The 24356-nt window shown below is 68.5% G+C and carries 26 protein-coding genes, 2 tRNA genes, 1 rRNA gene and 1 riboswitch; of the genes, 14 read left to right on the forward strand and 15 right to left on the reverse strand.

Going from position 1 to position 24356, the window contains the following annotated elements:
* The 7 genes from C4V41_RS22825 to C4V41_RS22855 all read right to left on the reverse strand — a co-directional run.
* Positions 1-162 (reverse strand): 16S ribosomal RNA (locus C4V41_RS22825); the annotation flags it as partial.
* A gap of 457 nt (positions 163-619) precedes the next feature.
* Positions 620-3193, reverse strand: coding sequence for a valine--tRNA ligase (locus tag C4V41_RS22830; RefSeq protein WP_200824154.1), 2574 nt, complete (start codon positions 3191-3193; stop codon positions 620-622).
* A 73-nt stretch (positions 3194-3266) separates the two neighbouring features.
* Positions 3267-4550: an ATP-dependent Clp protease ATP-binding subunit ClpX gene (gene clpX / locus C4V41_RS22835; RefSeq protein ID WP_103957973.1), complete on the reverse strand. Its 1284-nt coding sequence runs from the start codon at positions 4548-4550 to the stop codon at positions 3267-3269.
* A gap of 175 nt (positions 4551-4725) precedes the next feature.
* Positions 4726-5349 (reverse strand): ATP-dependent Clp protease proteolytic subunit, encoded by a 624-nt coding sequence (locus C4V41_RS22840; protein WP_103957974.1) that lies wholly within the window; start codon positions 5347-5349, stop codon positions 4726-4728.
* Between the two features lie 11 nt (positions 5350-5360).
* Positions 5361-5993, reverse strand: a complete 633-nt coding sequence (locus C4V41_RS22845; protein WP_103957975.1) for a ClpP family protease — start codon at positions 5991-5993, stop codon at positions 5361-5363.
* 355 nt (positions 5994-6348) lie between these two features.
* Complete coding sequence (gene tig / locus C4V41_RS22850; protein WP_103957976.1) at positions 6349-7749, reverse strand: trigger factor; 1401 nt, start codon at positions 7747-7749, stop codon at positions 6349-6351.
* Between the two features lie 166 nt (positions 7750-7915).
* Positions 7916-8782, reverse strand: coding sequence for a helix-turn-helix domain-containing protein (locus tag C4V41_RS22855; protein WP_103957977.1), 867 nt, complete (start codon positions 8780-8782; stop codon positions 7916-7918).
* Between the two features lie 233 nt (positions 8783-9015).
* Here C4V41_RS22855 and C4V41_RS22860 point away from each other — a divergent pair, with 233 nt between their 5' ends.
* The gene (locus C4V41_RS22860) at positions 9016-9492 is read left to right on the forward strand and encodes an ATP-binding protein (RefSeq protein WP_103957978.1); all 477 of its coding nucleotides are present in this window, start codon (positions 9016-9018) and stop codon (positions 9490-9492) included.
* A 55-nt stretch (positions 9493-9547) separates the two neighbouring features.
* Here C4V41_RS22860 and C4V41_RS22865 read toward each other — a convergent pair whose 3' ends face one another.
* Genes C4V41_RS22865 through C4V41_RS22875 form a run of 3 tightly spaced genes read right to left on the reverse strand, consistent with a single transcriptional unit; the run spans position 9548 to position 11178 of the window.
* On the reverse strand, positions 9548-10048 hold the full coding sequence (locus C4V41_RS22865; RefSeq protein WP_235030324.1) for a DinB family protein: 501 nt from the start codon (positions 10046-10048) through the stop codon (positions 9548-9550).
* 11 nt (positions 10049-10059) lie between these two features.
* Positions 10060-10761 carry a hypothetical protein gene (locus C4V41_RS22870; RefSeq protein ID WP_146103745.1) on the reverse strand — a complete coding sequence of 234 codons (702 nt, stop codon included), beginning with the start codon at positions 10759-10761 and terminating at the stop codon, positions 10060-10062.
* A gap of 18 nt (positions 10762-10779) precedes the next feature.
* Complete coding sequence (locus C4V41_RS22875) at positions 10780-11178, reverse strand: DoxX family protein (RefSeq protein WP_103957981.1); 399 nt, start codon at positions 11176-11178, stop codon at positions 10780-10782.
* Positions 11179-11345: 167 nt separating this feature from the next.
* Here C4V41_RS22875 and C4V41_RS22880 point away from each other — a divergent pair, with 167 nt between their 5' ends.
* The 3 genes from C4V41_RS22880 to C4V41_RS22890 all read left to right on the forward strand — a co-directional run bounded on the left by C4V41_RS22880 (position 11346) and on the right by C4V41_RS22890 (position 12824).
* Entirely contained in the window at positions 11346-11726 is a 381-nt protein-coding gene (locus tag C4V41_RS22880; RefSeq protein ID WP_103958355.1) for a helix-turn-helix transcriptional regulator, read from the forward strand.
* 5 nt (positions 11727-11731) lie between these two features.
* Positions 11732-12163: a VOC family protein gene (locus tag C4V41_RS22885; RefSeq protein WP_103958356.1), complete on the forward strand. Its 432-nt coding sequence runs from the start codon at positions 11732-11734 to the stop codon at positions 12161-12163.
* A 250-nt stretch (positions 12164-12413) separates the two neighbouring features.
* Positions 12414-12824: a hypothetical protein gene (locus C4V41_RS22890; protein WP_146103746.1), complete on the forward strand. Its 411-nt coding sequence runs from the start codon at positions 12414-12416 to the stop codon at positions 12822-12824.
* Positions 12825-12952: 128 nt separating this feature from the next.
* Here C4V41_RS22890 and C4V41_RS22895 read toward each other — a convergent pair.
* A tRNA-Pro gene (locus tag C4V41_RS22895) sits at positions 12953-13029 on the reverse strand.
* Positions 13030-13118: 89 nt separating this feature from the next.
* Here C4V41_RS22895 and C4V41_RS22900 point away from each other — a divergent pair.
* The 3 genes from C4V41_RS22900 (at position 13119) to C4V41_RS22910 (ending at position 15260) form a co-directional block, all read left to right on the forward strand.
* Positions 13119-13192, forward strand: a tRNA-Gly gene (locus C4V41_RS22900).
* An 80-nt stretch (positions 13193-13272) separates the two neighbouring features.
* On the forward strand, positions 13273-13908 hold the full coding sequence (locus C4V41_RS22905; protein WP_103957983.1) for a nucleoside/nucleotide kinase family protein: 636 nt from the start codon (positions 13273-13275) through the stop codon (positions 13906-13908).
* A gap of 41 nt (positions 13909-13949) precedes the next feature.
* Positions 13950-15260, forward strand: coding sequence for a TrpB-like pyridoxal phosphate-dependent enzyme (locus C4V41_RS22910; protein ID WP_200824155.1), 1311 nt, complete (start codon positions 13950-13952; stop codon positions 15258-15260).
* A gap of 33 nt (positions 15261-15293) precedes the next feature.
* Here the strand turns inward: C4V41_RS22910 and C4V41_RS66155 are convergent, their stop codons facing one another.
* Positions 15294-15371 carry a 50S ribosomal protein bL37 gene (locus C4V41_RS66155; protein ID WP_376776135.1) on the reverse strand — a complete coding sequence of 26 codons (78 nt, stop codon included), beginning with the start codon at positions 15369-15371 and terminating at the stop codon, positions 15294-15296.
* Positions 15372-15514: 143 nt separating this feature from the next.
* On the opposite strand from C4V41_RS66155, the gene C4V41_RS22915 reads away from it, so the two are divergent.
* The 4 genes from C4V41_RS22915 (at position 15515) to C4V41_RS22930 (ending at position 18968) form a co-directional block, all read left to right on the forward strand.
* Positions 15515-16294 (forward strand): DeoR/GlpR family DNA-binding transcription regulator, encoded by a 780-nt coding sequence (locus C4V41_RS22915; protein WP_103958358.1) that lies wholly within the window; start codon positions 15515-15517, stop codon positions 16292-16294.
* A complete protein-coding gene (gene galT, locus C4V41_RS22920) occupies positions 16291-17364 on the forward strand; it encodes a galactose-1-phosphate uridylyltransferase (protein ID WP_103957984.1) in 1074 nt (357 codons plus the stop codon). The genes C4V41_RS22915 and galT overlap by 4 nt, the downstream gene beginning before the upstream one ends.
* A 69-nt stretch (positions 17365-17433) precedes the next feature.
* Positions 17434-17579, forward strand: a riboswitch (cyclic di-AMP (ydaO/yuaA leader).
* Between the two features lie 5 nt (positions 17580-17584).
* Complete coding sequence (locus C4V41_RS22925) at positions 17585-18541, forward strand: coiled-coil domain-containing protein (protein WP_103957985.1); 957 nt, start codon at positions 17585-17587, stop codon at positions 18539-18541.
* A 76-nt stretch (positions 18542-18617) separates the two neighbouring features.
* Positions 18618-18968 carry a DoxX family protein gene (locus tag C4V41_RS22930; protein ID WP_103957986.1) on the forward strand — a complete coding sequence of 117 codons (351 nt, stop codon included), beginning with the start codon at positions 18618-18620 and terminating at the stop codon, positions 18966-18968.
* Positions 18969-18984: 16 nt separating this feature from the next.
* On the opposite strand, the gene C4V41_RS22935 is transcribed toward C4V41_RS22930, so the two are convergent.
* Complete coding sequence (locus C4V41_RS22935) at positions 18985-20289, reverse strand: M50 family metallopeptidase (RefSeq protein ID WP_103957987.1); 1305 nt, start codon at positions 20287-20289, stop codon at positions 18985-18987.
* 141 nt (positions 20290-20430) lie between these two features.
* On the opposite strand from C4V41_RS22935, the gene C4V41_RS22940 reads away from it, so the two are divergent.
* Positions 20431-21027 (forward strand): response regulator transcription factor, encoded by a 597-nt coding sequence (locus C4V41_RS22940; protein ID WP_103957988.1) that lies wholly within the window; start codon positions 20431-20433, stop codon positions 21025-21027.
* A gap of 125 nt (positions 21028-21152) precedes the next feature.
* Here the strand turns inward: C4V41_RS22940 and C4V41_RS22945 are convergent, their stop codons facing one another.
* Positions 21153-22268, reverse strand: a complete 1116-nt coding sequence (locus tag C4V41_RS22945; RefSeq protein ID WP_103957989.1) for a PP2C family protein-serine/threonine phosphatase — start codon at positions 22266-22268, stop codon at positions 21153-21155.
* Positions 22269-22386: 118 nt separating this feature from the next.
* Between C4V41_RS22945 and C4V41_RS22950 the strand changes: the two genes are divergently transcribed.
* A complete protein-coding gene (locus C4V41_RS22950) occupies positions 22387-23616 on the forward strand; it encodes a GNAT family N-acetyltransferase (protein ID WP_103957990.1) in 1230 nt (409 codons plus the stop codon).
* 71 nt (positions 23617-23687) lie between these two features.
* Complete coding sequence (locus C4V41_RS61965) at positions 23688-23834, forward strand: hypothetical protein (protein WP_160150363.1); 147 nt, start codon at positions 23688-23690, stop codon at positions 23832-23834.
* Here the strand turns inward: C4V41_RS61965 and C4V41_RS22955 are convergent.
* Positions 23831-24298: a ribose-5-phosphate isomerase gene (locus C4V41_RS22955; protein WP_103957991.1), complete on the reverse strand. Its 468-nt coding sequence runs from the start codon at positions 24296-24298 to the stop codon at positions 23831-23833. The genes C4V41_RS61965 and C4V41_RS22955 overlap by 4 nt on opposite strands.
* Between the last annotated feature and the right edge of the window lie 58 nt (positions 24299-24356).

A 24356-nucleotide genomic window follows, 5' to 3' on the forward strand; every position in this document is an offset into this window, starting at 1 on the left:
TAGACCCAGTTTCCCGGGCTTATCCCAGAGTCAGGGGCAGGTTGCTCACGTGTTACTCACCCGTTCGCCGCTCGAGTACCCCGAAGGGCCTTTCCGCTCGACTTGCATGTGTTAAGCACGCCGCCAGCGTTCGTCCTGAGCCAGGATCAAACTCTCCAAACAATGCCTGGAAAAAATGTCCCAGCCAGCACCCATCCAAAGATGAATGCCAACCAAAGGAATCCGTCAATCAATATGACGGGGTTGTGCATCATGCACTGGCTTTTAACACACTGTTGAGTTCTCAAGAAACGGACGCGTACTTCCTTCACCAAGACCCTTGCGGGATCCGAGCGCCGGAGGCGTTCATTTCGTCTTCCGAAGTTTATCAGATCCGGACGATCCTTGTCAAACCGCCCGATCCGGTATCTTCCGGACTTGCCTCGCTTCGAGGCAACCCTGCTAACTTACTCCAACTTTCGGCCGATGTCCAACCGCGCGGCTGGAAGCGCCCGAAACTCGGGGTTTTGATCAGAAGGGTTTCAGGGCTGACCAGCCCCGCGTTGAAAACTGTAGCAGCCTCTGGGCGGTGGAAGGTCCATCTTCGGTAACGAATGGACCTTCCCCGCGTGCGTTCGGTTCAAACACCCAGACCGGCGAGCTGAGCCTCCAGGCGCGCGATGTCCGCGTTCGCCTGCTCGGCCCTGCCCCTGACCTTGGTCACCACGTCCTGCGGCGCCTTGGCCATGAACTGCTCATTGCCCAGCTTGGCCGCCACCTGGGCGGCCTCCTTGCGCGCGACCGCCAGGTCCTTCTCCAGCCGCTTACGCTCGGCCACCACGTCGATGGCGCCCGCCGTGTCGATCTCGACGGTCACCCCGCCCACGGTGAAGCGCGCCGTGGCGCTGAACGACTCCGCCGGCTCTGTCAGCCGCAGCAGTGACCGGATGGCCGTCTCCTGGCCGGCCAGCGGCGTGCCGGTCAGCCCGAGTTGTGCGGCCACCTTCTGGCCCGGCTTGAGCCCCTGGTCCGAACGGAACCGCCGGACCTCGGTCACCAGCTCCTGCAACGCCTCGATCTCCGCCTCCGCGGCGGCGTCGGCGTAGCGGGACTCCGGCACCGGCCAGGGCGCCACCACGATCGAGTCGCCACCCGTGACGGCCCGCCACAGCTCCTCGGTCACGAACGGCACCAGCGGATGCATCAGCCGCAGCAGCGCGTCGAGCACATGGCCCAGGACCAGCCTGGTGTGCTCCCGCCCTTCCCCGAGCTGGATCTTGGCGAGCTCGAGATACCAGTCGCAGACCTCGTCCCATGCGAAGTGGTAGAGCAGGTCGGACGCCTTGGCGAACTCGAACTCCTCGAACGCCGCGTCGGCCGCCGTGATCACGCTCTGCAGGCGTGACAGGATCCACCGATCGGCCGCGGTCAGCTCGGCGTCGTCGATCGAGCCGACGGCGGCGCCGTTCATCAACGCGAACCTGGTGGCGTTCCAGATCTTGTTGCAGAAGTTGCGCGAGCCGCCCGCCCACTCCTCACTCACCGCCACGTCGGCGCCGGGGTTGGCGCCGCGCAGCAGCGTGAAGCGGGTGGCGTCGGCGCCGAAGCGCTCGATCCAGTCGAGCGGGTCGACCACGTTGCCGAACGACTTCGACATCTTCTTGCCGTATTGGTCGCGGACCATGCCGTGCAGCGCGACGACGCGGAACGGCGGCTCGCCGTCCATGGCGTACAGGCCGAACATCATCATCCGCGCGACCCAGAAGAACAGGATGTCGTAGCCGGTGACCAGCACCGACGTCGGGTAGAAGCGCGCGAGCTCCGGTGTGGCGTCCGGCCAGCCCAGCGTCGAGAACGGCCACAGGCCCGAGGAGAACCAGGTGTCCAGGACGTCGGAGTCCTGGGTGTAGCCGGCGGGCGGCTCCTCGTCGGGGCCGACGCAGACGACCTCGCCGCCCGGGCCGTACCAGACCGGGATGCGGTGGCCCCACCAGAGCTGGCGGGAGATGCACCAGTCGTGCATGTCGTCGACCCAGTCGAAGTAGCGCTTGGCCAGCTCCGGCGGGTGGATGCGGGTGCGCCCGTCGCGGACGGCGTCGCCGGCGGCCTTGGCCAGCGGCTGCACGTTGACGAACCACTGCAGCGACAGCCGGGGCTCGACCACGGTCTTGCAGCGCGAGCAGTGGCCCACCGAGTGCACGTAGGGACGCTTCTCGGCGACGATCCTGCCCTCCGCGCGCAGCGCGGCGACCACGGCGGGACGCGCCTCGAACCGGTCGAGACCCTGGAACGGCCCGTGCGCGGTGATGACGCCGCGCTCGTCCATGACGGTCAGCGACGGCAGCGAATGGCGCCGCCCGATCTCGAAGTCGTTGGGGTCGTGGGCGGGGGTCACCTTGACGGCGCCCGTACCGAAGGACGGGTCGACGTGCTCGTCGGCGACCACGGGGATCATGCGGCCGGTGAGCGGCACCTCCACCAGCGTGCCGATCAGGTGCGCGTAGCGCTCGTCGGCGGGGTGCACGGCCACGGCCGTGTCGCCGAGCATGGTCTCGGCGCGCGTGGTCGCGACCACGATCTCGTCGGAGTAGCGGATCGAGACGAGCTCGCCCTCGTCCTCGCTGTGCTCCACCTCAATGTCGGACAGCGCGGTGAGGCAGCGCGGGCACCAGTTGATGATCCGCTCGGCGCGGTAGATGAGCCCGTCGTCGAACAGCTTCTTGAAGATGGTCTGCACGGCCCGCGAGAGCCCCGGGTCCATCGTGAAGCGCTCGCGCGACCAGTCGACGCCGTCGCCGAGCTTGCGCATCTGGCCGAGGATCCGGCCGCCGGACTCCTCCTTCCACTCCCAGACCCGCTCGACGAACGCCTCGCGCCCGAGATCGTGGCGCGACTTGCCCTGTTTGGCCAGCTCGCGTTCGACGACGTTCTGGGTGGCGATGCCGGCGTGGTCCATGCCGGGCAGCCAGAGCGTCTCGCGCCCCTGCATGCGGGCGCGGCGCGTCAGCGCGTCCTGGATGGAGTGGTCGAGGGCGTGCCCGATGTGCAGGACGCCCGTCACGTTGGGGGGAGGAAGGACGATGCTGTACGGCTCGCGCGAGCTGCCCGGGTCGGCACGGAAGTGGCCTTCGGATACCCAGCGCTCGTAGCTTCGGGTCTCGACGTCGGCCGGGGTGTACTGAGTAGGCAGCTCTGGCGTTGTCACAGTGACCAATTCTAGGGAGCCGGGCAAGCGGAACGCCCCATGGTTTCCACCACGGGGCGTTCGGACGTGCGGATCGGCCTGGTCAGGCCGACTTCTCGCGCGGCGTGCGCTGCTGCTTGGCGGCGAGCTGGTCGCGCGGGACGAGCGTCGGGATCGCGTGCTCGATCACCGACTCGCGGGTGATGACCACGCGGGCGACATCCTGCCTGGAGGGCACTTCGTACATGACGGACTGGAGCACCTCCTCCAGGATGGCGCGCAGCCCGCGGGCGCCGGTGCCGCGCAGGATCGCCTGGTCGGCGATGGCCTCAAGGGCGCCGTCGGTGAACTCCAGCTCCACGCCGTCGAGCTCGAGCAGCTTGCGGTATTGCTTGACCAGGGCGTTGCGCGGCTCGGTGAGGATCTGGATGAGCGCCTCGCGGTCGAGGTTGTGCACCGAGGTGATGACCGGAAGCCGGCCCACGAACTCGGGGATCATGCCGAACTTCAGCAGGTCTTCGGGCATCACGTCGCCGAAGATGTCGACCATGTCGACCTCTTCCTTCGACCGGATGACGGCGTTGAAGCCGATGCCCTTCTTGCCGATGCGCGACTCGATGATCTTTTCGAGGCCCGCGAACGCACCACCGCAGATGAACAGCACGTTGGTGGTGTCGATCTGGATGAACTCCTGGTGCGGATGCTTGCGACCGCCCTGCGGAGGCACCGAGGCCGTGGTGCCCTCCAGTATCTTCAGCAGCGCCTGTTGCACGCCTTCACCGGAGACGTCGCGCGTGATCGACGGGTTTTCGCTCTTGCGAGCGATCTTGTCGACCTCGTCGATGTAGATGATGCCGGTCTCGGCCTTCTTGACGTCGTAGTCGGCGGCCTGGATGAGCTTGAGGAGGATGTTCTCCACATCCTCGCCGACGTAGCCCGCCTCGGTCAGCGCGGTGGCGTCGGCGATGGCGAAGGGTACGTTGAGCATCTTCGCCAGGGTCTGCGCCAGCAGCGTCTTGCCCGAACCGGTCGGTCCGAGCAACAAAATGTTGCTCTTGGCCAGTTCCAGACCGTCGTCTCTGCCCCGGTCACCGGACTGCACCCGCTTGTAGTGGTTGTAGACCGCCACCGAGAGAGCCTTCTTCGCCTTGTCCTGACCGATGACGTAGGCGTCGAGGAACTCGTAGATCTCCCTCGGCTTGGGCAGGTTGTCCCACTTGAGCTCGGAGGACTCGGAGAGCTCCTCCTCGATGATCTCGTTGCAGAGATCGATGCACTCATCGCAGATGTAGACGCCTGGACCGGCAATGAGCTTCTTGACTTGCTTCTGACTCTTCCCGCAGAAAGAGCACTTCAGCAGGTCTCCCCCGTCGCCGATGCGTGCCACCCCAGATACTCCTTTGCGTGGGACCGCCCTGCTCCCGCGATCCGTATCCTCCGGACCCGGTCCGAACCGCTCAGGTTTCGACGTTACCGTCTTCTGGGCCCTCAGTGAGCCCCCTAGCGGCGAGTCGCACCGGAACGTGCCCTATTGGGCAGCGCTCCGGTGCGTCACGTCTCGTCTAGGAAGCCACGGCCTGGGCTCGTTTCTTCCTGGACGGGATGATGTCGTCGATCAGACCATACGCCTTCGCCTCATCCGCAGAGAGAATTTTGTCGCGTTCGATGTCCTTGCGGACCTCTACGGAGGATTTGCCGGTGTGCTTGGCCACGATGTCCTCGAGAAGCGTGCGCATGCGCAGGATCTCGCGGGCCTGAATCTCGATGTCGCTGCCCTGGCCGCCACCCTCGGTGGACGGCTGGTGGATCAGCACCCGGGCGTTGGGCAGCGCGAACCGCTTGCCCGGGGTGCCGCCGGCCAGCAGCACGGCCGCGGCGGAGGCGGCCTGGCCGAGGCAGACGGTCTGGATCTCCGGCCGGACGAACTGCATCGTGTCGTAGATCGCCGTCATGGCGGTGAAGGAGCCACCCGGCGAGTTGATGTAGATGCTGATGTCACGGTCGGGGTCGAGCGACTCCAGCGTCAGGAGCTGGGCCATCACGTCGTTGGCCGACGCGTCGTCGATCTGCACGCCGAGGAAGATGATGCGGTCCTCGAAGAGCTTGTTGTACGGGTTGTTCTCCTTCACGCCGTAGGACGTACGCTCGGCGAAGGAGGGGAGAACGTAACGGCTTTCGATATGCATGTCAGCTCCCCCTAGGAAACCGGGCCCACGGAGGGCACCTGCCGCGCGCTCCGCACGACGTGGTCGATGAAGCCGTAGTCCTTGGCCTCCTCGGCCGTGAACCACCGGTCGCGGTCGGAATCGGCCTCGATCTGGTCGAGCGGCTGCCCCGTGTGGAAGGCGATCCGCTCGGCCAGGGTCTTCTTCACGTAGAGCATCTGCTCGGCCTGGATGGCGATGTCGGCGGCGGTGCCACCGATGCCTCCGGACGGCTGGTGCATCATGACGCGGGCGTGCGGCAGGCCGTAGCGCTTGCCTCTGGCCCCCGCCGTCAGCAGGAACTGCCCCATCGAAGCCGCCATGCCCATCACAACCGTGGATACGTCGTTAGGTACGTATTCCATCATGTCGTAAATCGCCATGCCGGCACTCACCGAACCACCCGGCGAGTTGATGTAGAGCGTGATGTCGCGCTCGGGGTCGTCGGCCGCGAGCAACAGCAACTCCGCACAGATGCGGTTGGCGATCTCGTCGTTGACCTCCTGACCGAGCACGATGATGCGCTCACGCAGCAGGCGCTGGTAAAGCTGGTCCTCAAGCCGGAAGGACGAGCCGTTCTCACGGCCTCGCGACTCAGGCTGATAGAAGGTCGGCGGGCTGGTCACAGCGTCACCTTCCGATGCGTCGTAATCGATTGGCTTTGCTTGTGACCTTAACGCGCGCCACCCACAGGTCATGCCCGCTCTCGCGGACTGTTCGCTGACGGCGCAGGTTCGAGCACGTCGGCCCCTGTTGCCATTTGAGGCGTTCTGCCGCATTCGTCCGCCACCCGGCCAGGCCCCTCTCCCTGTGACGCTCTGAGAGCACGACAGAGGGGACGCCGGGCGCGAGGGCAGGCACGAGGTGCCACCAGACGCTCTCGGGCCATCTGAGCGCCTCTGAGCGCCGCCACGGACGCCCGGGAAGCCGGAAGCCCCCTGGGAGGGCTCCCAGGGGGCTTCCGTTCCGGATAGGTGGAGGTTACGCCTCGGCCTTGTCCTTGTCATCGGCGGAAGCCTGCTCCTCGGCGGGAGCGTCCTCCTCGACGACCTCTTCACCGTTGATCTCGGTGTAGATCGCCTTGAGGTCGACCTCGTTGCCGTCGGTGTCGACGACCTTGGCGGCGTCGCCCAGCACCGAGCGGGCCTTGTCGCGGACGATCTCGACCATGGCCAGCGTCAGCTGGTCGTTGTCGGCGAGGTGCTTGGCCAGCTCGTTGGGCTGCACGCCCATCTCCATGGCGCGGCGGACCACGAAGTTGGTCAGCTCCTGCTCGGAGACGCCCAGCTCCTCGCTCTTGACGATCTTGTCGAGGATGAACCCGATCTTGATCGCCCGGGCGGAGCCGGTCTCGAACTCGGCGAGGCGCTCCTCCTCCGTCGTCTGGTAGAGACGGAAGAAGGCGTCGCGGCTGAGGCCGCTCTCGGACACCTGGTGGTCCAGGTTGTGCTTGCGCGCGTCGACCTCGGCCTTGAGCGCACTGTCCGGCAGCGGGATGTCGATCTTCTCGAGCAGCGCGTCGAGCGCCTTCTCGCGGGCCTGCACGACCTGGTCGATCAGCTTGTTGCGGCGGGCCTGCTCGCGGATGCTGTTCTTCAGCTCGTCGAGCGTGTCGAACTCGCTGGCCAGCTGGGCGAACTCGTCGTCCAGCTCCGGCAGCACCTTCTCCTTGACCGCCTTGACGTTGATGATGACGTCGGCCTCCTCGCCGGCGTTCTCGCCGCCGACGAGCTCGGTCTTGAAGCTCTTCTCCTCGCCCGCGGACATGCCCTCGAGCGCGTCGTCGAGGCCCTGCAGCACGGAGCCGGCGCCGACCTCGTAGGAGACCTCGCTGGCCTGCTGCTCCTCGATGTTCTCGCCGTTGATCTCGGCGCGCAGGTCCATCACGACGAAGTCACCGCTCGTCGCGGCCCGCTCGACGCCGGTCAGCGTCGCGAAACGCTGGCGCAGCGAGTTGAGCTGCGTGTCCACGTCTTCGTCGGAGACCTCGGCGGAGTCGACCGTGACCTCGGCGCCCTGGTAGTCGGGCACCTCGAAGTTGGGCCGGATGTCGACCTCGGCGGTGAACTCGATCTGCTCACCGTCGTCGATCTTCGTGACCTCGATGTCAGGCTGGCTGACCGGGAACACGTCGACCTCGTCGACGGCCTGGCCGTACAGCTTGGGCACGGCGTCGTTGAGGGTCTCCTCCAGCACTACCGCCCGGCCGAAGCGCTGCTCGATGATGCGGGCCGGAACCTTGCCAGGCCGGAACCCGGGGACGCGCACCTGCTGCGCGACCTTCTTGTACGCCGCATCCATGCTCGGGCGCAGCTCGTCGAACGGCACCTCGACAGTGAGCTTGACCCGGGTCGGGCTGAGCTCCTCGACAGCGGTCTTCACGGAATGGTCTCCTTGATCAAGCTACGAGTGATCGCGGGCGCGTGCATCGCTACGGTCACGCGCCGCGGCCACATGTGCGCGGTGTTGGGCATGCTCCGCTACGGCGGGATCCAACGCCGAACGCCAGTCTAGGGCAGATGCATACCCAACAACGACGCCGCGACCGTCAGAACTCGTCCGCGATCGTACGCAACAACTCGATCGTCTCGTCCGGGGTGGTACTCACGGCGCAGAGCCGTTCCATCACCTCGGTGTATCGGTCCACGTCTTCGCGCTTGTCCAGGTAGAGCGCGCTGGCGAGCTGCTCCACGTACACGACGTCCGGCAGGTCGGTGTCGGGGAAGCGCAGGATGCTGAACGCGCCGCCCTCCGCGCTGTGGCCACCGAAGCTGAACGGCATGATCTGGATCGTGATGCTGGGCTGCCGCATCAGGTCGATGAGGTGCTCGATCTGCGCGCGCATCACCTCGGCGCCGCCGATGGGCCGCCGGAGCGCCGCCTCGTCGATCACCGCCCAGAAGACCGGCCCGTCGGGCCTGTCCAACATCCGCTGGCGCTCCAGACGGAGATCCACCCTCCTGGCGATCTCCTCCGCCACGATGCCCGCCGAACCGGCGGTCACCACGGCCCTTGCGTACTCCTTGGTCTGCAAGAGTCCCGGCACGAACTGGACCTCGTAGGTCCTGATCCTGGCGGCGGCCTCCTCAAGGCCGACGTACGCCTGGAACCACGTGGGCAGGACATCGTTGAACCGGTGCCACCAGCCAGGCTCATTGGCGGTGGCGACCAGGTCGAGCACGGCGGAGCGGGCCTGATGGTCGACGACCCCGTACAGGGTCAGCAGGTCCGCGACGTCGCGTTCTTTGAACCCCACTCGGCCGAGTTCCATTCGGCTGATCTTGGATTCCGAGCCCCGGATGAGGTGGCCGGCCTCCTCACGAGTGACGTTCTTCGCTTCCCTGAGCTTGCGCAGCTGGGAGCCCAGGAGGATGCGCAGCGCCGTCGGCCCGGAACCCGGCTGGTTCTGCGTCACTTTGCCTCCTATCAAGGTCCGCACACACAGTGACACCACATTGCCGGGTATGACAAGGTCTCAACCCCGTGTCCGATTCGGTGAGTTATGCCCCAAAACGCCGCTTGCTACTGCACATTGCAGCTGCACGTGCATTTGGGTCTTGCAGCGGCGGCGGTCGTGACCCATGATGGCTTAGTGCATATTGGGCCAAACATGCACTAACCAAGGTTGAACGGGGAGGTATCGGCAGCATGGTGGAGGATCCTCTGGCCACTGCCGATTGCCTGCAGATCACCCGGGAGGTGGGCTTCGACCACCTGCTCATGGGTGGGAAGCCGTACACGACCGCGTGCCCGCTGCCCTTTCAGGCCGACTCCGTGAAGACGGCCAGGGACGTGACCCGCTCGACACTGCGCGGCTGGGGCCTGAACGAACTGAGCGACGACGCCGCGCTGGTGGTCTCCGAGCTGGTGACGAACGCCGTCAGGTACGCGATGTACGCGGCGGGGCGCCGGGAGATCGAGCTGCTGCTGATGCGGGTGTCACCGCACGTCCTGCTCGCCGTGGCGGACCCGAGTGACGAGGTGCCGCGGCCCAAGGAGCCCGACTTCATCTCGGAGAACGGGCGCGGCCTCTACATCGTCGAGACGTACAGCCAGTGCTGGGGCTGGGACCCGCTGGCCCGCGGCGGCAAGGCCGTCTGGGCGCTCTTCCACGCGGGCGCGTAACCTTTCAACCCCCTCGGCGGGATGGTGTTCGTGCCCGCCAAGAGGGCCGGTTCCGCTAGTCGCCCGTGACGCCGTCGATACGCTCGCGCAGCAGGTCGGCGTGACCGTTGTGCCTGGCGTACTCCTCGATCACGTGGACGAGGATCCAGCGGTGGGAGCAGTCCTGCCCGTTGCGGTCGCCGACGGCGTCCAGCGGCTTGGCGGCCGAGATGGCGCGAGCGAGCTCGACCTCCTCCTCCCACGTGCTGAACGCCTCCTTCACCGAGGCGTCGCCGACCTCGTCGAAGTCGGCGTCGTTGTGGCGGTCCTTGTCCCAGAGCTTGGGGATGTCCTCGCCGTTGAGCACGCGGCGGAACCAGACGCGCTCGACGTGCGCCAGGTGTCTGACCAGGCCCAGCAGGGAGAGCGTCGAGGGTGCGGCCGAGCGCTCGCGCAGCTGCTCGTCCGACAGGCCCGCGCACTTGACGGCGATGGTCCCGCGGTGCCATTCGAGCCAGTTGTTCAGCACGGTCCGCTCGTCGCCGGTCATGGGCGGGGGTATGCGAGTGTCTGTCACGAGGTCAGACCTTATCCGCCCGTGTCTCCTGCCTCCACCCGGCGGCCGCGCTGGAAGAGACGGTAGACGGCCTCGCGTACGCCCTCGTCCCTGACGTTGTCCACGAAGGCGTCGGGGGTGGTCCCGCACAGGTGGCGGAGTTCGGGGCTTTCGTCCAGGAGGGACTGGATCAGGGGCCGCTGGGCCGTCAGACGGCGGGGGCGGCCCTGGGCGTCGGCGATGCAGCCGTGGCGGCCGGTGTAACAGTAGGTGGGCCGTTCCAGCGCGATCGGGCGGCGGTGGTAATTGGGCTCGGTGAGATCCAGGGCGGCGAGCTGGTGCTCGTCCAGCCAGAGCACGAACAGCCTGGAGGTCTCGCCCGGCGTGTCGATGGGCGCGGCCGGTACGTAGCCCCATCTGCTGACGTGGGCGGACACGCCTGGGGCGATGCCGGGGACGTCCTCGATGGTCATGGGGACGATGGGGCGTACGCCGTGGCCGAGGAACTTCCTGCGTACCTGGCTGGGGGCGGCGTTGGAGCCCACGGCGACGACGCGGTGACGTTCGCGCAGCGGCCGCTGTCCCTCGCCCGCCAGCAGCGCGGCCAGCGTCCCGTCCCACTCCTCCGGGCCCAGGGGTACGTACGCGTCGTCCACGAGGACGCCGGAGGTGTCCGGGATGCGGCCGGGGTAGGTCAGCGGGCGGGCCATCGGATCGTCTGCGAAGAGGTCCACGGCCCTCAGCATGCCCGCTCATCGCCTGGCGAGCGCCGCCGTGCTCTCCCTGCGCCCCCACGCGATGACGGCGCAGAGCACGAGCGTGACGAGCGGCAGCACCGCGCCGCCCCCGAACACGAGCAGCTCGGTCAGCGTCGCCCCGGCCATCAGCCCCACGAACGCCAGCCCGGCGAGCCCGGCCAGGCGCGGCACGAGCAGCCCTGCCGCCCCCGCCACCTCCAGCACGCCCACCAGGTGACGGAACCAGTCGCCGAACCCGATCGCCTCGAACGTGGACGCGGCCGGCTCGGCGTTGGTGAACTTCCCCATGGCCGACATCAGAAAGAACCCGGCCACGGCCACCTGCAGGACCCACAGGGCGACGTTGCCCACGCGGCCGGCGGCGGTCTGTCGGGTACGCGGTGCGGTGCTCATGATCGTCTGCCTTCCTTCTCGTCCGGTACGTCCGACGCTACGGCTCGTGATCGAGGAGGAGAATCGAGCTGATTACCCGTTATGGGTGCACCTAGATACACCTGTGGGATGGTGGTGAGGTGACGACGCTGGAGGACCTCGTCCGGTTGCGCCGGGCCCGTGACCTGATGGACCGCGAATACGCCAAGCCGCTGGACGTTCCCGCGCTGGCGCGCGTCGCCCTCATGTCGGCCGGCCACTTCTCCCGCAGCTTCCGCGCCGCCTTCGGGGAGACGCCGTACAGCTACCTGATGACGCGCCGGATCGAGCGGGCCAAGGCGCTGCTGCGGAGGGGTGACCTGTCGGTGACGGAGGTCTGCTTCGAGGTCGGCTGTACGTCGCTGGGGTCGTTCAGCTCGCGGTTCACCGAGCTGGTCGGCGAGAGCCCGAGCGCCTACCGGGCCCGCCCCCACGACGAGGGCGCCGCCATCCCGGCCTGCGTGGCCAAGATCTACACGCGACCGGTCAGGAACGGAGAAGCAAAGCCCGGCCCGTCGTCCGTAGCGTGACACGCATGGACATCAAGCTTTCGCAGTGCTTCATCGCCGTCGACGACCACGACAAGGCCCTCGCCTTCTACCGGGACGTTCTCGGCCTGGAGGTACGCAATGACGTCGGGTTCGAGGGGATGCGCTGGGTGACCGTCGGATCGCCGTCGCAGCCCGGTGTCGACATCGTGCTCGAACCGCCCGTGGCCGACCCGAACACCTCGCCCGCCGACAAGGCGGCCATCGCGGAACTGCTGGCCAAGGGCCTGCTGCGCGGCGTCATCTTCGACACCGAGGACTGCGACGCCACGTTCGAGCGCATCCGCGCCGCGGGCGGCGAGGTGCTGCAGGAGCCGGTCGACCAGCCGTACGGGGTGCGCGACTGCGCCTTCCGCGACCCGTCCGGCAACATGCTCCGCTTCACCCAGCACAGCTTCACCCAGCACGGCGAGCAGTGACGCCAGCCCTTGATCACCGGGTGCACCGTCCGGCTGCATGATCGCCGGATCGACGAGGTGCCGGTGATCATGGCTTGACGTCATCGTTTCGGTGGAGAAACCGCAAGGTACGGACGTGCCCGGCGACCTGCGGCAGAAGATCGCGGGGCCGCCCGTGGACGAGCCGGCGTACATAGGCGTGCGGCGGTGAGCCGTCCACCGCGATCCAATGCCCTGGGGCGGCTTCGGCCGGATGGGCTACCTTCGGACGGTGGATGAGCAGACGGTTCCGACGGCTGGAATGACGATCAGCGTCCGCACCCGCCGCGACGTGGTGATCGTGGATCCGGAGCGTTTTCTGGCGTCGGCCCGCGCGGCGTACCGTGATCTCCACCCCGAGGCCGGTGAGGAAAGCGCGGCCGAAAACGTCCGCGATGTGTACGACGCGGTGCACATTCTGCTGGACCGCTTCGGTCGTCTGGCAGCCGATGCACCGGAGACGTCGAGCAGATGCGGCCACGGCGGGCCGCGGCCGGGCCAACGCGTCCTGGACCGCCCGGACGGCCTTTCCCCCGCCGGCGAACTCCAGCGGATCGTGGTCGAGGACCAGATGCCGCTGCAGGATTACGGTTGTTTCCTCCCCGAAGACCCCTTCGCCCTACCGCCCGACTCCCAGGTCTGACCCCATGAACAGCCACGATTGTCCCGCGATCTTCCGCGATGGACCGCGTCTTCGAGAGCGGCGAGGAGACACGATCTCCTGGTCGGTCACGCAGAAGGCCCCTCCCGAATCGGAAGGGGCCTTCTGGCTGGTCGGGGCGACAGGATTTGAACCTGCGACTTCTTGCTCCCAAAGCAAGCGCGCTGCCAAGCTGCGCCACGCCCCGTCTCGCCGAGTGCGCATGCGCTCCGGGACTCCGGTACGCTTTTGCCCTGACGACCGGATGAAGTCTAGACCAGAGTTCGACCGGTTCGCGCGGACGTAGCTCAATGGTAGAGCCCTAGTCTTCCAAACTAGCTACGCGGGTTCGATTCCCGTCGTCCGCTCCACACCGCGAAAGGCCAGGTCATCCCGATTCGGGAGGCCTGGCCTTCCGCGTCTTCGCGGCGGCGCTCGTAAGCTGAGATCGATGCGTGCGCGACCGATCTCCCGTGCGGCCCTCGTCGAAGAACTGGCCGAGCTGATCTCCGGGCGGCCCCAGGGCGAGTGGGTGCGGGTGGCCGTCGATGGGGCGCCGGCCGCGCGGCCCGAGGCGCTGGCCGATGAGCTGGTCGCGCCCCTCCGCCTGCGCGGGCGGCCCGTGGTGCGGGTGTCCGCCGGTGACTTCCTGCGGCCCGCGTCGCTGCGGCTGGAGTACGGCAGGACCGATCCCGACGCCTTCTACGACGACTGGCTCGATGCCAAGGCGCTGCGGCGGGAGGTGCTGGAGCCGCTGGATCCCGGCGGGCCCGGGCGGGTGCTGCCGGCGTTGTGGGACAGCCGGATCGATCGGGCGTACCGGCTGCCGTACCAGGAACTGGGGCCCGGCGGGGTGGTCGTGGTCGACGGGACGCTGCTGCTGGGGCGCGGGCTGACGTTCGAGGTGAGCGCGCATCTCTGGCTGTCTCCCGGCGCGCTCGACCGGGGGACGCCCGAGGGCGATCGGTGGCGGCTGCCCGCGTACGAGCGCTACGAGCGGGAGGCGCGCCCGCAGCGGGCCGCCGACGTGGTGATCAGGGCCGATCATCCCGGGCGGCTCGCCGTGCTGGTGCGGGACGACCGATAGGGGCTCTGGATTGCGGTGTCCCATCGGCGCAGACTGGAGCGGTGATCCCCAGCGATTGGTACAACATCGTTCCTGATCTACCCGCCCCGCCTCCCCCGCCGCTGCACCCGGGCACCCGGCAGCCCATCGGCCCCGGCGATCTGGCCCCGCTCTTTCCCATGGAGCTGATCGGGCAGGAGGTGAGCGGTGAGCGGTTCGTCCCGATCCCGGAGGAGGTGCTGGACGTCTACCGGCTCTGGCGGCCGACGCCGCTGATCCGGGCGCGCCGGCTGGAGCGGTCGCTCGACACGCCGGCCAGGATCTACTACAAGTACGAGGGCGTCTCCCCCGCCGGGTCCCACAAGCCGAACACGGCCGTCCCGCAGGCGTACTACAACGCTCGCGAGGGCGTGCGGCTGCTCACCACCGAGACCGGCGCCGGGCAGTGGGGATCGGCTCTGGCGTTCGCGTGCGCCCAGTTCGGCCTGGAATGCCAGATCTGGATGGTGCGCGCCTCCTACGACCAGAAGCCGTACCGGCGCTCTCTCATGCAGGTGTACGGCGCCACCGTCCACGCCAGCCCGTCACCCCTGACCGGCGCGGGCAGCAAGATCCTGGCCGACGATCCCGGCTCGCCGGGCAGCCTGGGGATCGCGATCAGCGAGGCCGTCGAGGTGGCCGCCGCGACGCCCGACGCCCGCTACGCGCTCGGCTCGGTGCTCAACCACGTGCTCATGCACCAGACCGTGATCGGCGAGGAGGCGCTCGGCCAGTTGCCCGAGATGCCGGATCTGGTCATCGGCTGCACCGGCGGCGGCTCCAACTTCGCCGGCCTCGTCTTCCCGTTCCTGCGCGAGAAGCTGGCCGGACGGATCGAGACCGTGTTCCGCGCGGTCGAGCCGGCCGCCTGCCCGTCGTTCACCCGCGGCGTGTACGCCTACGACTTCGGCGACACCGCCGGGCTCACCCCGCTGCTCAAGATGCACACGCTGGGCCACACGTTCGTCCCCGACCCGATCCACGCGGGCGGCCTGCGCTATCACGGCATGTCGCCGCTGCTGTCCCACATGTACGACCTGGGCCTGTTCGAGGCGGTCACCCGCGCGCAGAGCGAGTGCTTCGAGGCCGGCCTCCGCTTCGCCAGGACCGAGGGCATCGTGCCCGCCCCCGAGCCCACCCACGCGCTGGCCGAGACCATCGCCGAGGCGCTGCGCTGCAAGGAGAGCGGCGAGGAGAAGGTCATCCTGACCGCGCTGTGCGGCCACGGCCACTTCGACCTGGGCGCGTACGACCGCTACCTGGCCGGCCGGCTCGAGGACTTCACGCTGCCGCAGGAGCGCATCGACCGGGCGCTGTCCGAACTTCCAGAATGAGGGTGGCCACCGGGGAGGGCGGCCACCCGCCGGTCATCGCGCCGTGGGACGCTTGCCGTGGTTCGCCTTCTTCTTTTTGCGGGCTTTGCCCTTGCGTGAGCGCCTGGCCATGAGCCGCTCGCCTCCCGTGATCGGTACGACTGGGAGATGCCAACGTCTCCCGCCACGCTGACCAGCGCAAGCGATCCAGCCGAACTAACATTCCCCAACAATTCCGTGTCATAATTTGGTGGAATCTGTTGGAAGGGGCGGACGTGCTCGCACAGCAGCGGCAGCAGACGATCCTCGAACGCGTGCGCAGCCACGGCGGCGTCCGAGTGGCCGATCTCGTACGCGAGCTCGGCGTCTCCGACATGACCATCCGCCGCGACCTCGAAGTGCTCGCCGAGCGCGGACTGCTGGAGAAGGTGCACGGCGGCGCGACCGCCCTGGGCCCCGGCTCGACCGAGGAGCCCGGCTTCACCGCCAAGTCCGCCCGCCAGCAGCAGGAGAAAGAGGCCATCGCGCGGCGCGCCGCCCAGCTCGTCCGGTCGGGCACCGCCGTGGCGCTGTCGGCGGGGACCACCACGTGGGCGCTGGCCCATCACCTGATCGGCGTGCCCGAGCTGACCGTGATCACGAACTCGATCCCCGTCGCCGAGGTCTTCCACCGCAACCCGCGCGCCGACCGCACCGTCGTGCTGACCGGGGGCGTGCGCACGCCGTCCGACGCCCTGGTGGGCCCGGTGGCCGTGTCAGCGATCCGCCGCCTGCACGTGGACACGCTCTTCCTGGGCGTGCACGGCATGAGCGTGCGGGCCGGGTTCACCACGCCCAACCTGCTCGAGTCGGAGACCGACAGAGAGCTGGTCGCGGCCGCCCACCGGCTGGTCATCCCCGCCGACCACACCAAGTGGAACACGGTCGGCATCAGCACCATCGCCGAGCTGACCGAGGCCGACGTGGTCATCAGCGACGCGGGGCTGTCCCAGGACGCACGCACGGAGCTGGCCGAACGGGCCGGAGAACTGATCATCGCGGAGGGCACGCCTTGAAGCGCACCATCACCCACCTGGCCGACGGCCGAGAGCTGATCTACTTCGACCGGCGGGACGACGCCGACAGGAGCGCGATCGACCGGCGGCCCCTCGAGCCCCGGCCCGTGGCCTCAGAGCTGCGCTACGACCCGCTGACCGAGGAGTGGGTCGCGATCGCCGGGCACCGGCAGACGCGGACGTTCCTGCCGACCGGTGGCACCGCCGAGTGCCCGCTGTGCCCGTCGACGGACGCGCGGTCGACGGAGATCCCGTCGTACGACTACGACGTGGTGGTGTTCGAGAACCGCTTCCCCTCCTTCTCCGGAAATTTCGGGACCTATGGGGATGTAGGGGGCCTGAGTGAGGTCCGTCCGGCGGTGGGGCGGTGTGAGGTGGTGTGCTTCACCTCCGATCACTCCTCCTCCTTCTCCAAGCTCTCCGACGCCCAGGTGGAGCTCGTCATGGAGGCGTGGGCCGACCGCACGGCCGAGCTGTCCGCGATCGAGGGCGTGGAGCAGGTGTTCTGCTTCGAGAACCGGGGTGAGGAGATCGGCATCACGATCGCCCACCCGCACGGCCAGATCTACGCATACCCGTACGTCACGCCCAGGACCAAGCTGCAGCTCGGCGCCGCGTCCCGCTACACCGGCAACCTGTTCGCCGACGTGCTGGCCGCCGAGCGGGCGGCGGGGACGCGGGTGGTGGCCGCCAACGAGCTGTGGACGGCCTTCGTGCCCGCCGCCGCGCGCTGGCCGTACGAGGTGCACGTCTATCCGCACCGGCAGGTGCCCGACCTGGCCGCGCTCACCGAGGAGGAGCGGGCCGCGTTCGCGCCGCTGTACACCTCGGTCCTGCGCGCCTTCGACGGGCTGTTCGGGATGACGATGCCGTACATCTCGGCCTGGCACCAGGCGCCGGTGCGGCAGGACCGTGAGCTGGCCTACCTGCACCTGGAGCTGTTCAGCATCCGGCGGGCGCCGAACAAGCTCAAGTTCCTGGCGGGCTCCGAGTCGGCGATGGGCGCCTTCGTGAACGACGTGCTGCCTGAGGAGGCCGCACGCATGCTTCGATCACAAGTAGATCACTAATAGATTTCTACTTAAGGTCGCATGACTCGTGATCTACCACTAATATCCCCATATGCACCGGCCGTAATGGCCGGTGCATCGCCTAATCCCGGGCGCGTCACCCGGGAGCCGGGGACCCAATCCGCACCTGGGGTGAATCCACTTCGGTGGTAGGGAATCGCAGCCTCCCATGCCCGAACCCGTCAGCTAACCCGGCCGGCAGAGGGAGAGGAACACCTACGTGGCGGCTTCGTCCCCCGCGAAACTTGCCATCGGTCTCATCGCCGCCACCGCGTTCGCCGTCCTTCCGGCAACCGCGGCGACGGCTGACCCGAAACCGACGGAATCCCAGCTCCGCACCCAGCTCAAGCAGCTCAACACCAAGGTCGACAAGCTCATCGAGAAGTACAACCTCAAGCGCGTCGAGCTGGCCAAGGCGCAGGACGCCGCCAAGGCGGCCAAGGCGAAGCTGGCCACCGCCGAGCAGAGCCTGGCGACGGCCGAGCGGCGGGTCGCCGAGATCGCCCAGCTGCGCTACCAGAACGCCGACCCCTCGGTTCCCGCCTTCATGCTCCCGGACAACAGCACCAGCGCGGCCCTGCTCGAACAGCTCACGGCCGAACAGCAGGCCATCGTGCAGGGCGTGGCCACGGCCAGGGACGACAAGAAGAGGGCCAGCGACGAGGCCACCGAGCTCGCCTCCAAGATCCGCGACGACACGGCCACGGTGGCCGGCCAGCGCGACGAGGCCGAGGACGTCATCAAGGACATCCAGAAGAAGCTCCAGGACCTGGTGCCGTTCGGCTCGGGCAAGAACTCCGACGGCTCCTGGGCCCCCGAGCTCCCTTCGGGCACGGACAACATCACCTCACGTACGCGGCTGATGAAGGCGCAGGTGGAGAAGAACTTCGCGCTGCCGTTCGAGGTGGGCTGCTTCCGCTCGGGCTCCAGCGGCGAGCACCCGCTCGGCCGGGCCTGCGACTTCATGATGAGCACGGGCGGCTCGATGCCCAGCGCCGGCAACGTGTCGCTCGGAGACCGCATCGCGGACTGGGCGATCAAGAACAAGAGCCGGCTCGGCATCAAGTACGTGATCTGGAAGCAGCGCATCAACCAGGGCTCCGGCTGGAGCACGATGTCCGACCGCGGCAGCGTCACGGAGAACCACTACGACCACGTGCACATCTCGATGAACTGACGCTCAGCGTGGCCCTGCCGGTGCCATCCTCAGCGCGGTCTCCCTGCGGCTCCTCAGGCTGGCCAGAGTTGCGGGCATGAACGTTGCCTACATCGTCGTAGCCGCCCTGTCGTCCCTGCTCCTGCTGGCCTCCGGAGGTCTTCTCCTGGCCAGGGAGCAGGGAGTGACGAAGACCATGACCGATCTCGGGGTGCCGCCGGGCTGGTTTCCGCTCCTGGCCGGGCTGAAGATCGCCGGCGCGCTCGGCCTGCTCGCCGGGATCTTCTACCGCCCTCTCGGCATCGCGGCCGCCGCCGGCGTCGTGCTCTACTTCGCCGGCGCGGTGGTCACGCACCTCCGGGCCAGGGACGTCAAGGGAATCACCGTCCCTGCCGTGCTGACCGGGGTGTCGGCCGCCCCGCTGCTGCTGGCCATCGCCTCGACGTGATGGCCGCGGGACGGCGTCAGTTCGTGAGCGTGAGCGGGTTGACCAGGTCGGCGTACACCAGCAGGCCGGCCATGATCATCATCACGATCGCGAGCGCGTACGTCAGCGGCAGCACCTTCGCGATGTCCACGTAGGCCGGCTCCGGCCGGCGCATGATCCTGGCGAACGCCCGCTTGAGGCCCTCCCACAGCCCGCCCGCGACGTGCCCGCCGTCGAGCGGCAGCAGCGGGATGAGGTTGAAGGTGCCGATCGCCAGGTTGAAGCCCGCCAGCAGGTTGACGAAGATGGCGATCTTCTTCTCGTTGGACAGGTCGGAGGCGAGGATCTCGCCGCCCATGCGGCCCGCGCCGACCACGCCCACCGGGCCCTCGGGGTCGCGCGCCTCGCCCGAGAAGGCCGCGTGCCAGACGCCGACCATCTTCTCCGGCAGGTTGAGCAGCGACCCGGCCACCCTGGCCGTCAGCGCGCCCATGTAGCCGACGACCTCGCCCATGCTCTGCTGCTGCATGACCTCGGTGGGCAGCACGCCGAGGAAGCCGACGTTCTTGTCGATCTTCTTCGGGTCCTGCAGGTTGGGCCTGTCTTGGGCGATGAGCGTGACGTTGAGCGTCATCGGCTTGCCGTCGCGCAGGATGCCGAGCTGCACCGGGCCGGGGCCGTGGGAGCGGATCAGGCGGGTGGCGTCGGTCCAGGAGCCGATCTTCTGGCCGCCGAAGGAGACCATGTGGTCACCGGGCTTCAGGCCGGCCTGGGCGGCGGGCGTGGGCTTGTCGGTGGCCTTGCACTGGGTGCGCTGCTCCGACATGGGGATCACGCACGTGTTGGTGTCGGGCGAGACGATCGGCGCCCAGGTGGGCAGGCCGATGCCGACCAGCAGGATGCTGAAGAAGACGAAGGCGAGCACGAAGTTCATGGCCGGGCCGCCGGACATGATGATGACCTTCTGCCACCACTTCTTGCGGTAGAAGACCCGATCTTCGTCGCCGGGGCGCACCTCTTCCTGCGCGGCGTCGCGGGCGGACTCGACCAGGCCCTGGAACGGGCCGGTGGCCGTGCTCCTGAGTTTGCCGGGGTCGTCGCCGGGCCGCGGGGGCAGCATGCCGATCATGCGGATGTAGCCGCCGAACGGAATCCACTTGATGCCGTATTCGGTCTCGCCCCTGCGCCGCGACCAGGCCGTGCCGCCGAAGCCGACCATGTATTGGGTCACCCTGACACCGAAGAGCTTGGCCGGCACCAGGTGGCCGAGCTCGTGCAGCGCGATGGAGAACATCAGTCCGAGAACGAAAAGGATGATCCCCGCAAGGTAGAGCCAGTTCATCTGGGCGCGCTCCCCGGCAGCAGAAGGACGGAACAGCCCCAGAGTAGTCGAACTCCCCGCACCCCATGGCGCCGCGCTTTCGATCGGCATTGACAGTACGGAATCACGCGATCACGCTGGGAGACGACGGAGGGGGACGTCTTGATCCGGATTCTCATCGCCGAGCACCTGCCGCTGGTGCGCCGTGGTTTGCTCGCCACTCTCGGAGCCGAGCCCGACCTGCGGGTCGTCGCCGAGGCGGGCAGCACGGAGGAGGTGGTGCGGGCGGCGGGGGCCGCCGAGCCCGACGTGGCCGTGGTCGATCTCGACCTGCCGGGCCCGGCGGTGATCACCCGGCTGGCCCGGCAGGCGCCGCGCTGCGGGATCCTGATCCTGTCGGCCAACCCCAACCCAGGGCAGGTGCGCACGATGCTGGCCGGACCGGCGCTCGGGTTCATGAGCCTGTGCGTGCCGCCGGAGCGGCTCATCGAGGGCGTGCGCCAGGTCGCGGCGGGCGATCGGGCCATCGAGGCCGAGCTGGCCGTGGCCGCCCTCCAGTGCGCGACGAACCCGCTGACGCGGCGGGAGCTCGACGTGCTGCGGATCGCGGCGGGCGGGGCGCGCTCGACGGAGATCGCCGACGAGCTCTTCTTGTCGGTGGGGACCGTGCGCAACCATCTGTCGCGCATCATGTGCAAGACCGGGGCGCGCAACCGGCTCGACGCCGTACGCATCGCGAGCGACTGCGGCTGGCTGTGACGGGATGATCGTACGGGCCCGGTGGAGCCGCGCCGCTCCGCCGGGGCCCGGACCCCTAGAGGATCTCAGCCGGGCGAAGCCACTGCCAGTGACCGCCATCACGACCTGACCCGTTTAAAACGTCACTACGGACGCCAGATCAGCACCAGCGCACAGTCGTCGTTGTGCCCCGAGGCCATGGCGTTGACCAGGGCCTTGGCGCCGTCGCGAAACCCGGAGGGCAGCAGCCGCTCCGCCTCGCCGAGCAGCCGGTCGAGCCCGGCGTCGATGTCACGGCCGGGCTGCTCGATCAGCCCGTCGGTGTAGAGCAGCAGCGCGTCGCCCTTGCGCAGGGTGCCGCTGTCGGGCTCGCAGTGCAGGTCGGGCACCACGCCGAGCACCACGCCCTTGGCCGTGGCGACCTGCCAGTTGCCCGTGCCCGCGTCGAACTTCACCACCGGCGGATGCCCGGCCGAGGTGATCGTGTAGTCGCCCGTCGCCAGGTCGAGGCGCACGTGCACGGCCGTCACGAATCCCTCGTCGCCCCGCTGCCGGTGCAGGTAGGCGTTGCACGCGGGCAGGAAGTCGCCGACCGAGCCGAGGAGCCCGCCGAACGTCCCCGACAGCAGCAGCGCCCTGGTGCCCGCGTCGACACCCTTGCCGGACACGTCGACCAGGGCGATCTCGACGGAGTCGCCGTCGCGCATGGAGACCAGGAAGTCACCGCCGAACGAGGACCCGCCCGCCTGCTTGAGCACCACCTTGCCGCCCCAGTCCTTGGGCAGCGGCGGCAGCTCGCCCTGGCTCCTGAGCCGGTCGCGCAGCTCCAGCAGCATGGCGTCGCCGCGCAGCCCCTGAACGCCCAGCTTGCCCCTGGTGCGGGCCATGAGCACGGCGAGCACGGTGGTGAACCCGATGGTCACGGTCAGCCCGAGCCCGATCCGGCCCACGCCGAGCTGGAGCGCGATGTAGCCGAGCGCGGCGCCGACCCCCACGAGCAGCTTGACGAGGCTGCCGAGCCGGAGCTGGAGCCCGCCGATCAGGGTGACGAGGATGAGCAGCGAGGGCGAGAACCACTCGTTGGAGACCTCCGCCGCCAGGACCCCGATGACGAGGGCGACGACGATCAGCGTGATGAGCAGGTTGCGGTCGCGCGCCAGCAGATCGCGCCGGGCGAAGCGCACGGCGGCGACCAGAAAAGGCACCCGCACCAGGACCGCTCGGACCCGAGGCGGGATCAGCGGCGCCTGACGGGAACTCATGATGCGCCTGACTGTATCGGTCTGACCCCTGTTTGGGCAGCCCACTTGACCAACGCCTTGATCATTAAGCACGGATATTGGGTGGCCCTCCCCCTTTGCCCGCTCCTACCGTGGACGGATGACGTATCCGATCCGTCCGATTGACGAGTCCGAGTGGCCGGCCTTCGGCCGGGTTCTCGAGGAGGCGTTCGGCTGGACGCCCCACCCCCAGCAGTCCGAGCGGTGGAAGACCGAGACCGAGTTCGACCGCACGCTCGCCGCCTTCGACGGCGACGACATCGCGGGCGTCACCTCCGTCCTCAGCCTCACGATGACGGTCCCCGGCGGGCAACTTCCCGTCGCCGGCGTCACCTCCGTCAGCGTGCTGCCCTCCCATCGGCGCCGCGGCGTGCTGTCCGCGCTGATGCGCAGGCAGCTCAACGACGTACACGAGCGCGGCGAGTGCGTCGCCGCCCTGTACGCCTCCGAGTCGCTCATCTACGGCAGGTACGGCTACGGCCGGGCCGCCGGCGAGCTGTCCTTCAAGATCGACAAACACGCGTCGGCCTTCGTGCCCGGCGCCCCTGCCGACCCCGCGCTCAGGCTCAAGGTCGTCAAGCCCGCCGACGTACGCGCCGAGCTGGAGAAGCTGTTCGCCTCGATCGTGACCCACCGCCCCGGCCGCTACGAGCGCAAGCCGCACAACTGGACCGGCATCCTCGCCGACGAGGAGTACGACCAGCACGGCGCCGGCCCGCTGCGCGCGATCCTGGCCGAGGACGACGGCGGCGTCCGCGGCTACGCCCTCTTCCGCATCAAGTCGAACTGGGACGCCCACGGCCTGGCCGACAACCAGGTGCGGCTCAACGAGCTGGAGGCGACCGACCCCGCCGCCTATGCGCTGCTCTGGCGCAGCCTGCTCGACCGCGACCTGGCCACCACCGTCACGGCCGGCAGCAGGCCGGTGGACGACCCGCTGATCGCACTGCTGGCCGACCCGCGCCGGCTTCGCGCCGGCTGGCAGGACGAGCTGTACGTCCGCCTGGTCGAGGTGGACAGGGCGCTGACCTCGCGGGCCTACTCCGCGCCCGTGGACGTCGTCATCGAGGTCGAGGACGACGTGTGCCCGTGGAACGCCCGGCGCTGGCGGCTCACCGCCGACCTGTCGGGCGCGGAGTGCAAGCCCGTGGAGGAGGAGCCGGACATGACGGTGCCGGTGAGCGCGCTCGGGTCGGCGTACATGGGCGACGGCACGCTCATGGAGCGCCTGCAGGCGGGCCTGATCGGCGAGCACACGGCCGGCGCCGTGCGGGCGCTGGCCACCGCCATGTCGTGGAGCCCCAAGCCCTGGGGCGGCCTGGTCTTCTGACGGCGTTTTCTGGCGGCGTTTTCTGGCGGCGTTTTCTGGCGGCGAGGCCGCCGTGACGTAGGCTCCAAGGCATGGCGCTGCAAAGTCTGCAGATCACGGCGGTCATCGCCATGCGTGCCCGCGACGTGTCGAAACCCGCGAAAGAGCAGCAGGAGGCCGCCGACCGGCGGCCCCTGCGCGACGAGATGCCCAGGCGCGACTCCAAGCGCAAGGCCTAGGGCAGCGAGGGCAGCTGGCCGATCGTCTCGTAGGTCGCCAGCTGCGCGATCCGCCTGCTGTGACGCTCGCTGCCGGAGAACGAGGTGGTCAGGAAGACCTCCACGAACCGGGTGGCGTCCTCGGTGGAGTGCATGCGGGCGCCGACGCTGACCACGTTGGCGTTGTTGTGCTCGCGCGCGAGGCTCGCGGTCTCCTCGCTCCAGGCCAGGGCCGCGCGGATGCCGCGCACCTTGTTGGCGGCGATCTGCTCGCCGTTGCCCGACCCGCCGATCACCACTCCCAGGCTGCCGGGGTCGCCGGCGACGCCCTCGGCGGCCCGCAGGACGAACGCGGGATAGTCGTCCTCGGCGTCGTAGACGAAGGGACCGCAGTCGGTCACCTCGTGCCCGTGGTCCTTGAGCCAGGACACGAGGTGGTTCTTGAGCTCATAGCCGGCATGGTCGGCACCGATGTAGACACGCACCCGACCAGTCTTCCACAGCCCCGGCGATCGGGCTCGCTCGCTAGAGTAAGGACCCCCA

Source organism: Nonomuraea solani (genome assembly GCF_900108335.1).
Lineage (GTDB): Bacteria > Actinomycetota > Actinomycetes > Streptosporangiales > Streptosporangiaceae > Nonomuraea > Nonomuraea solani.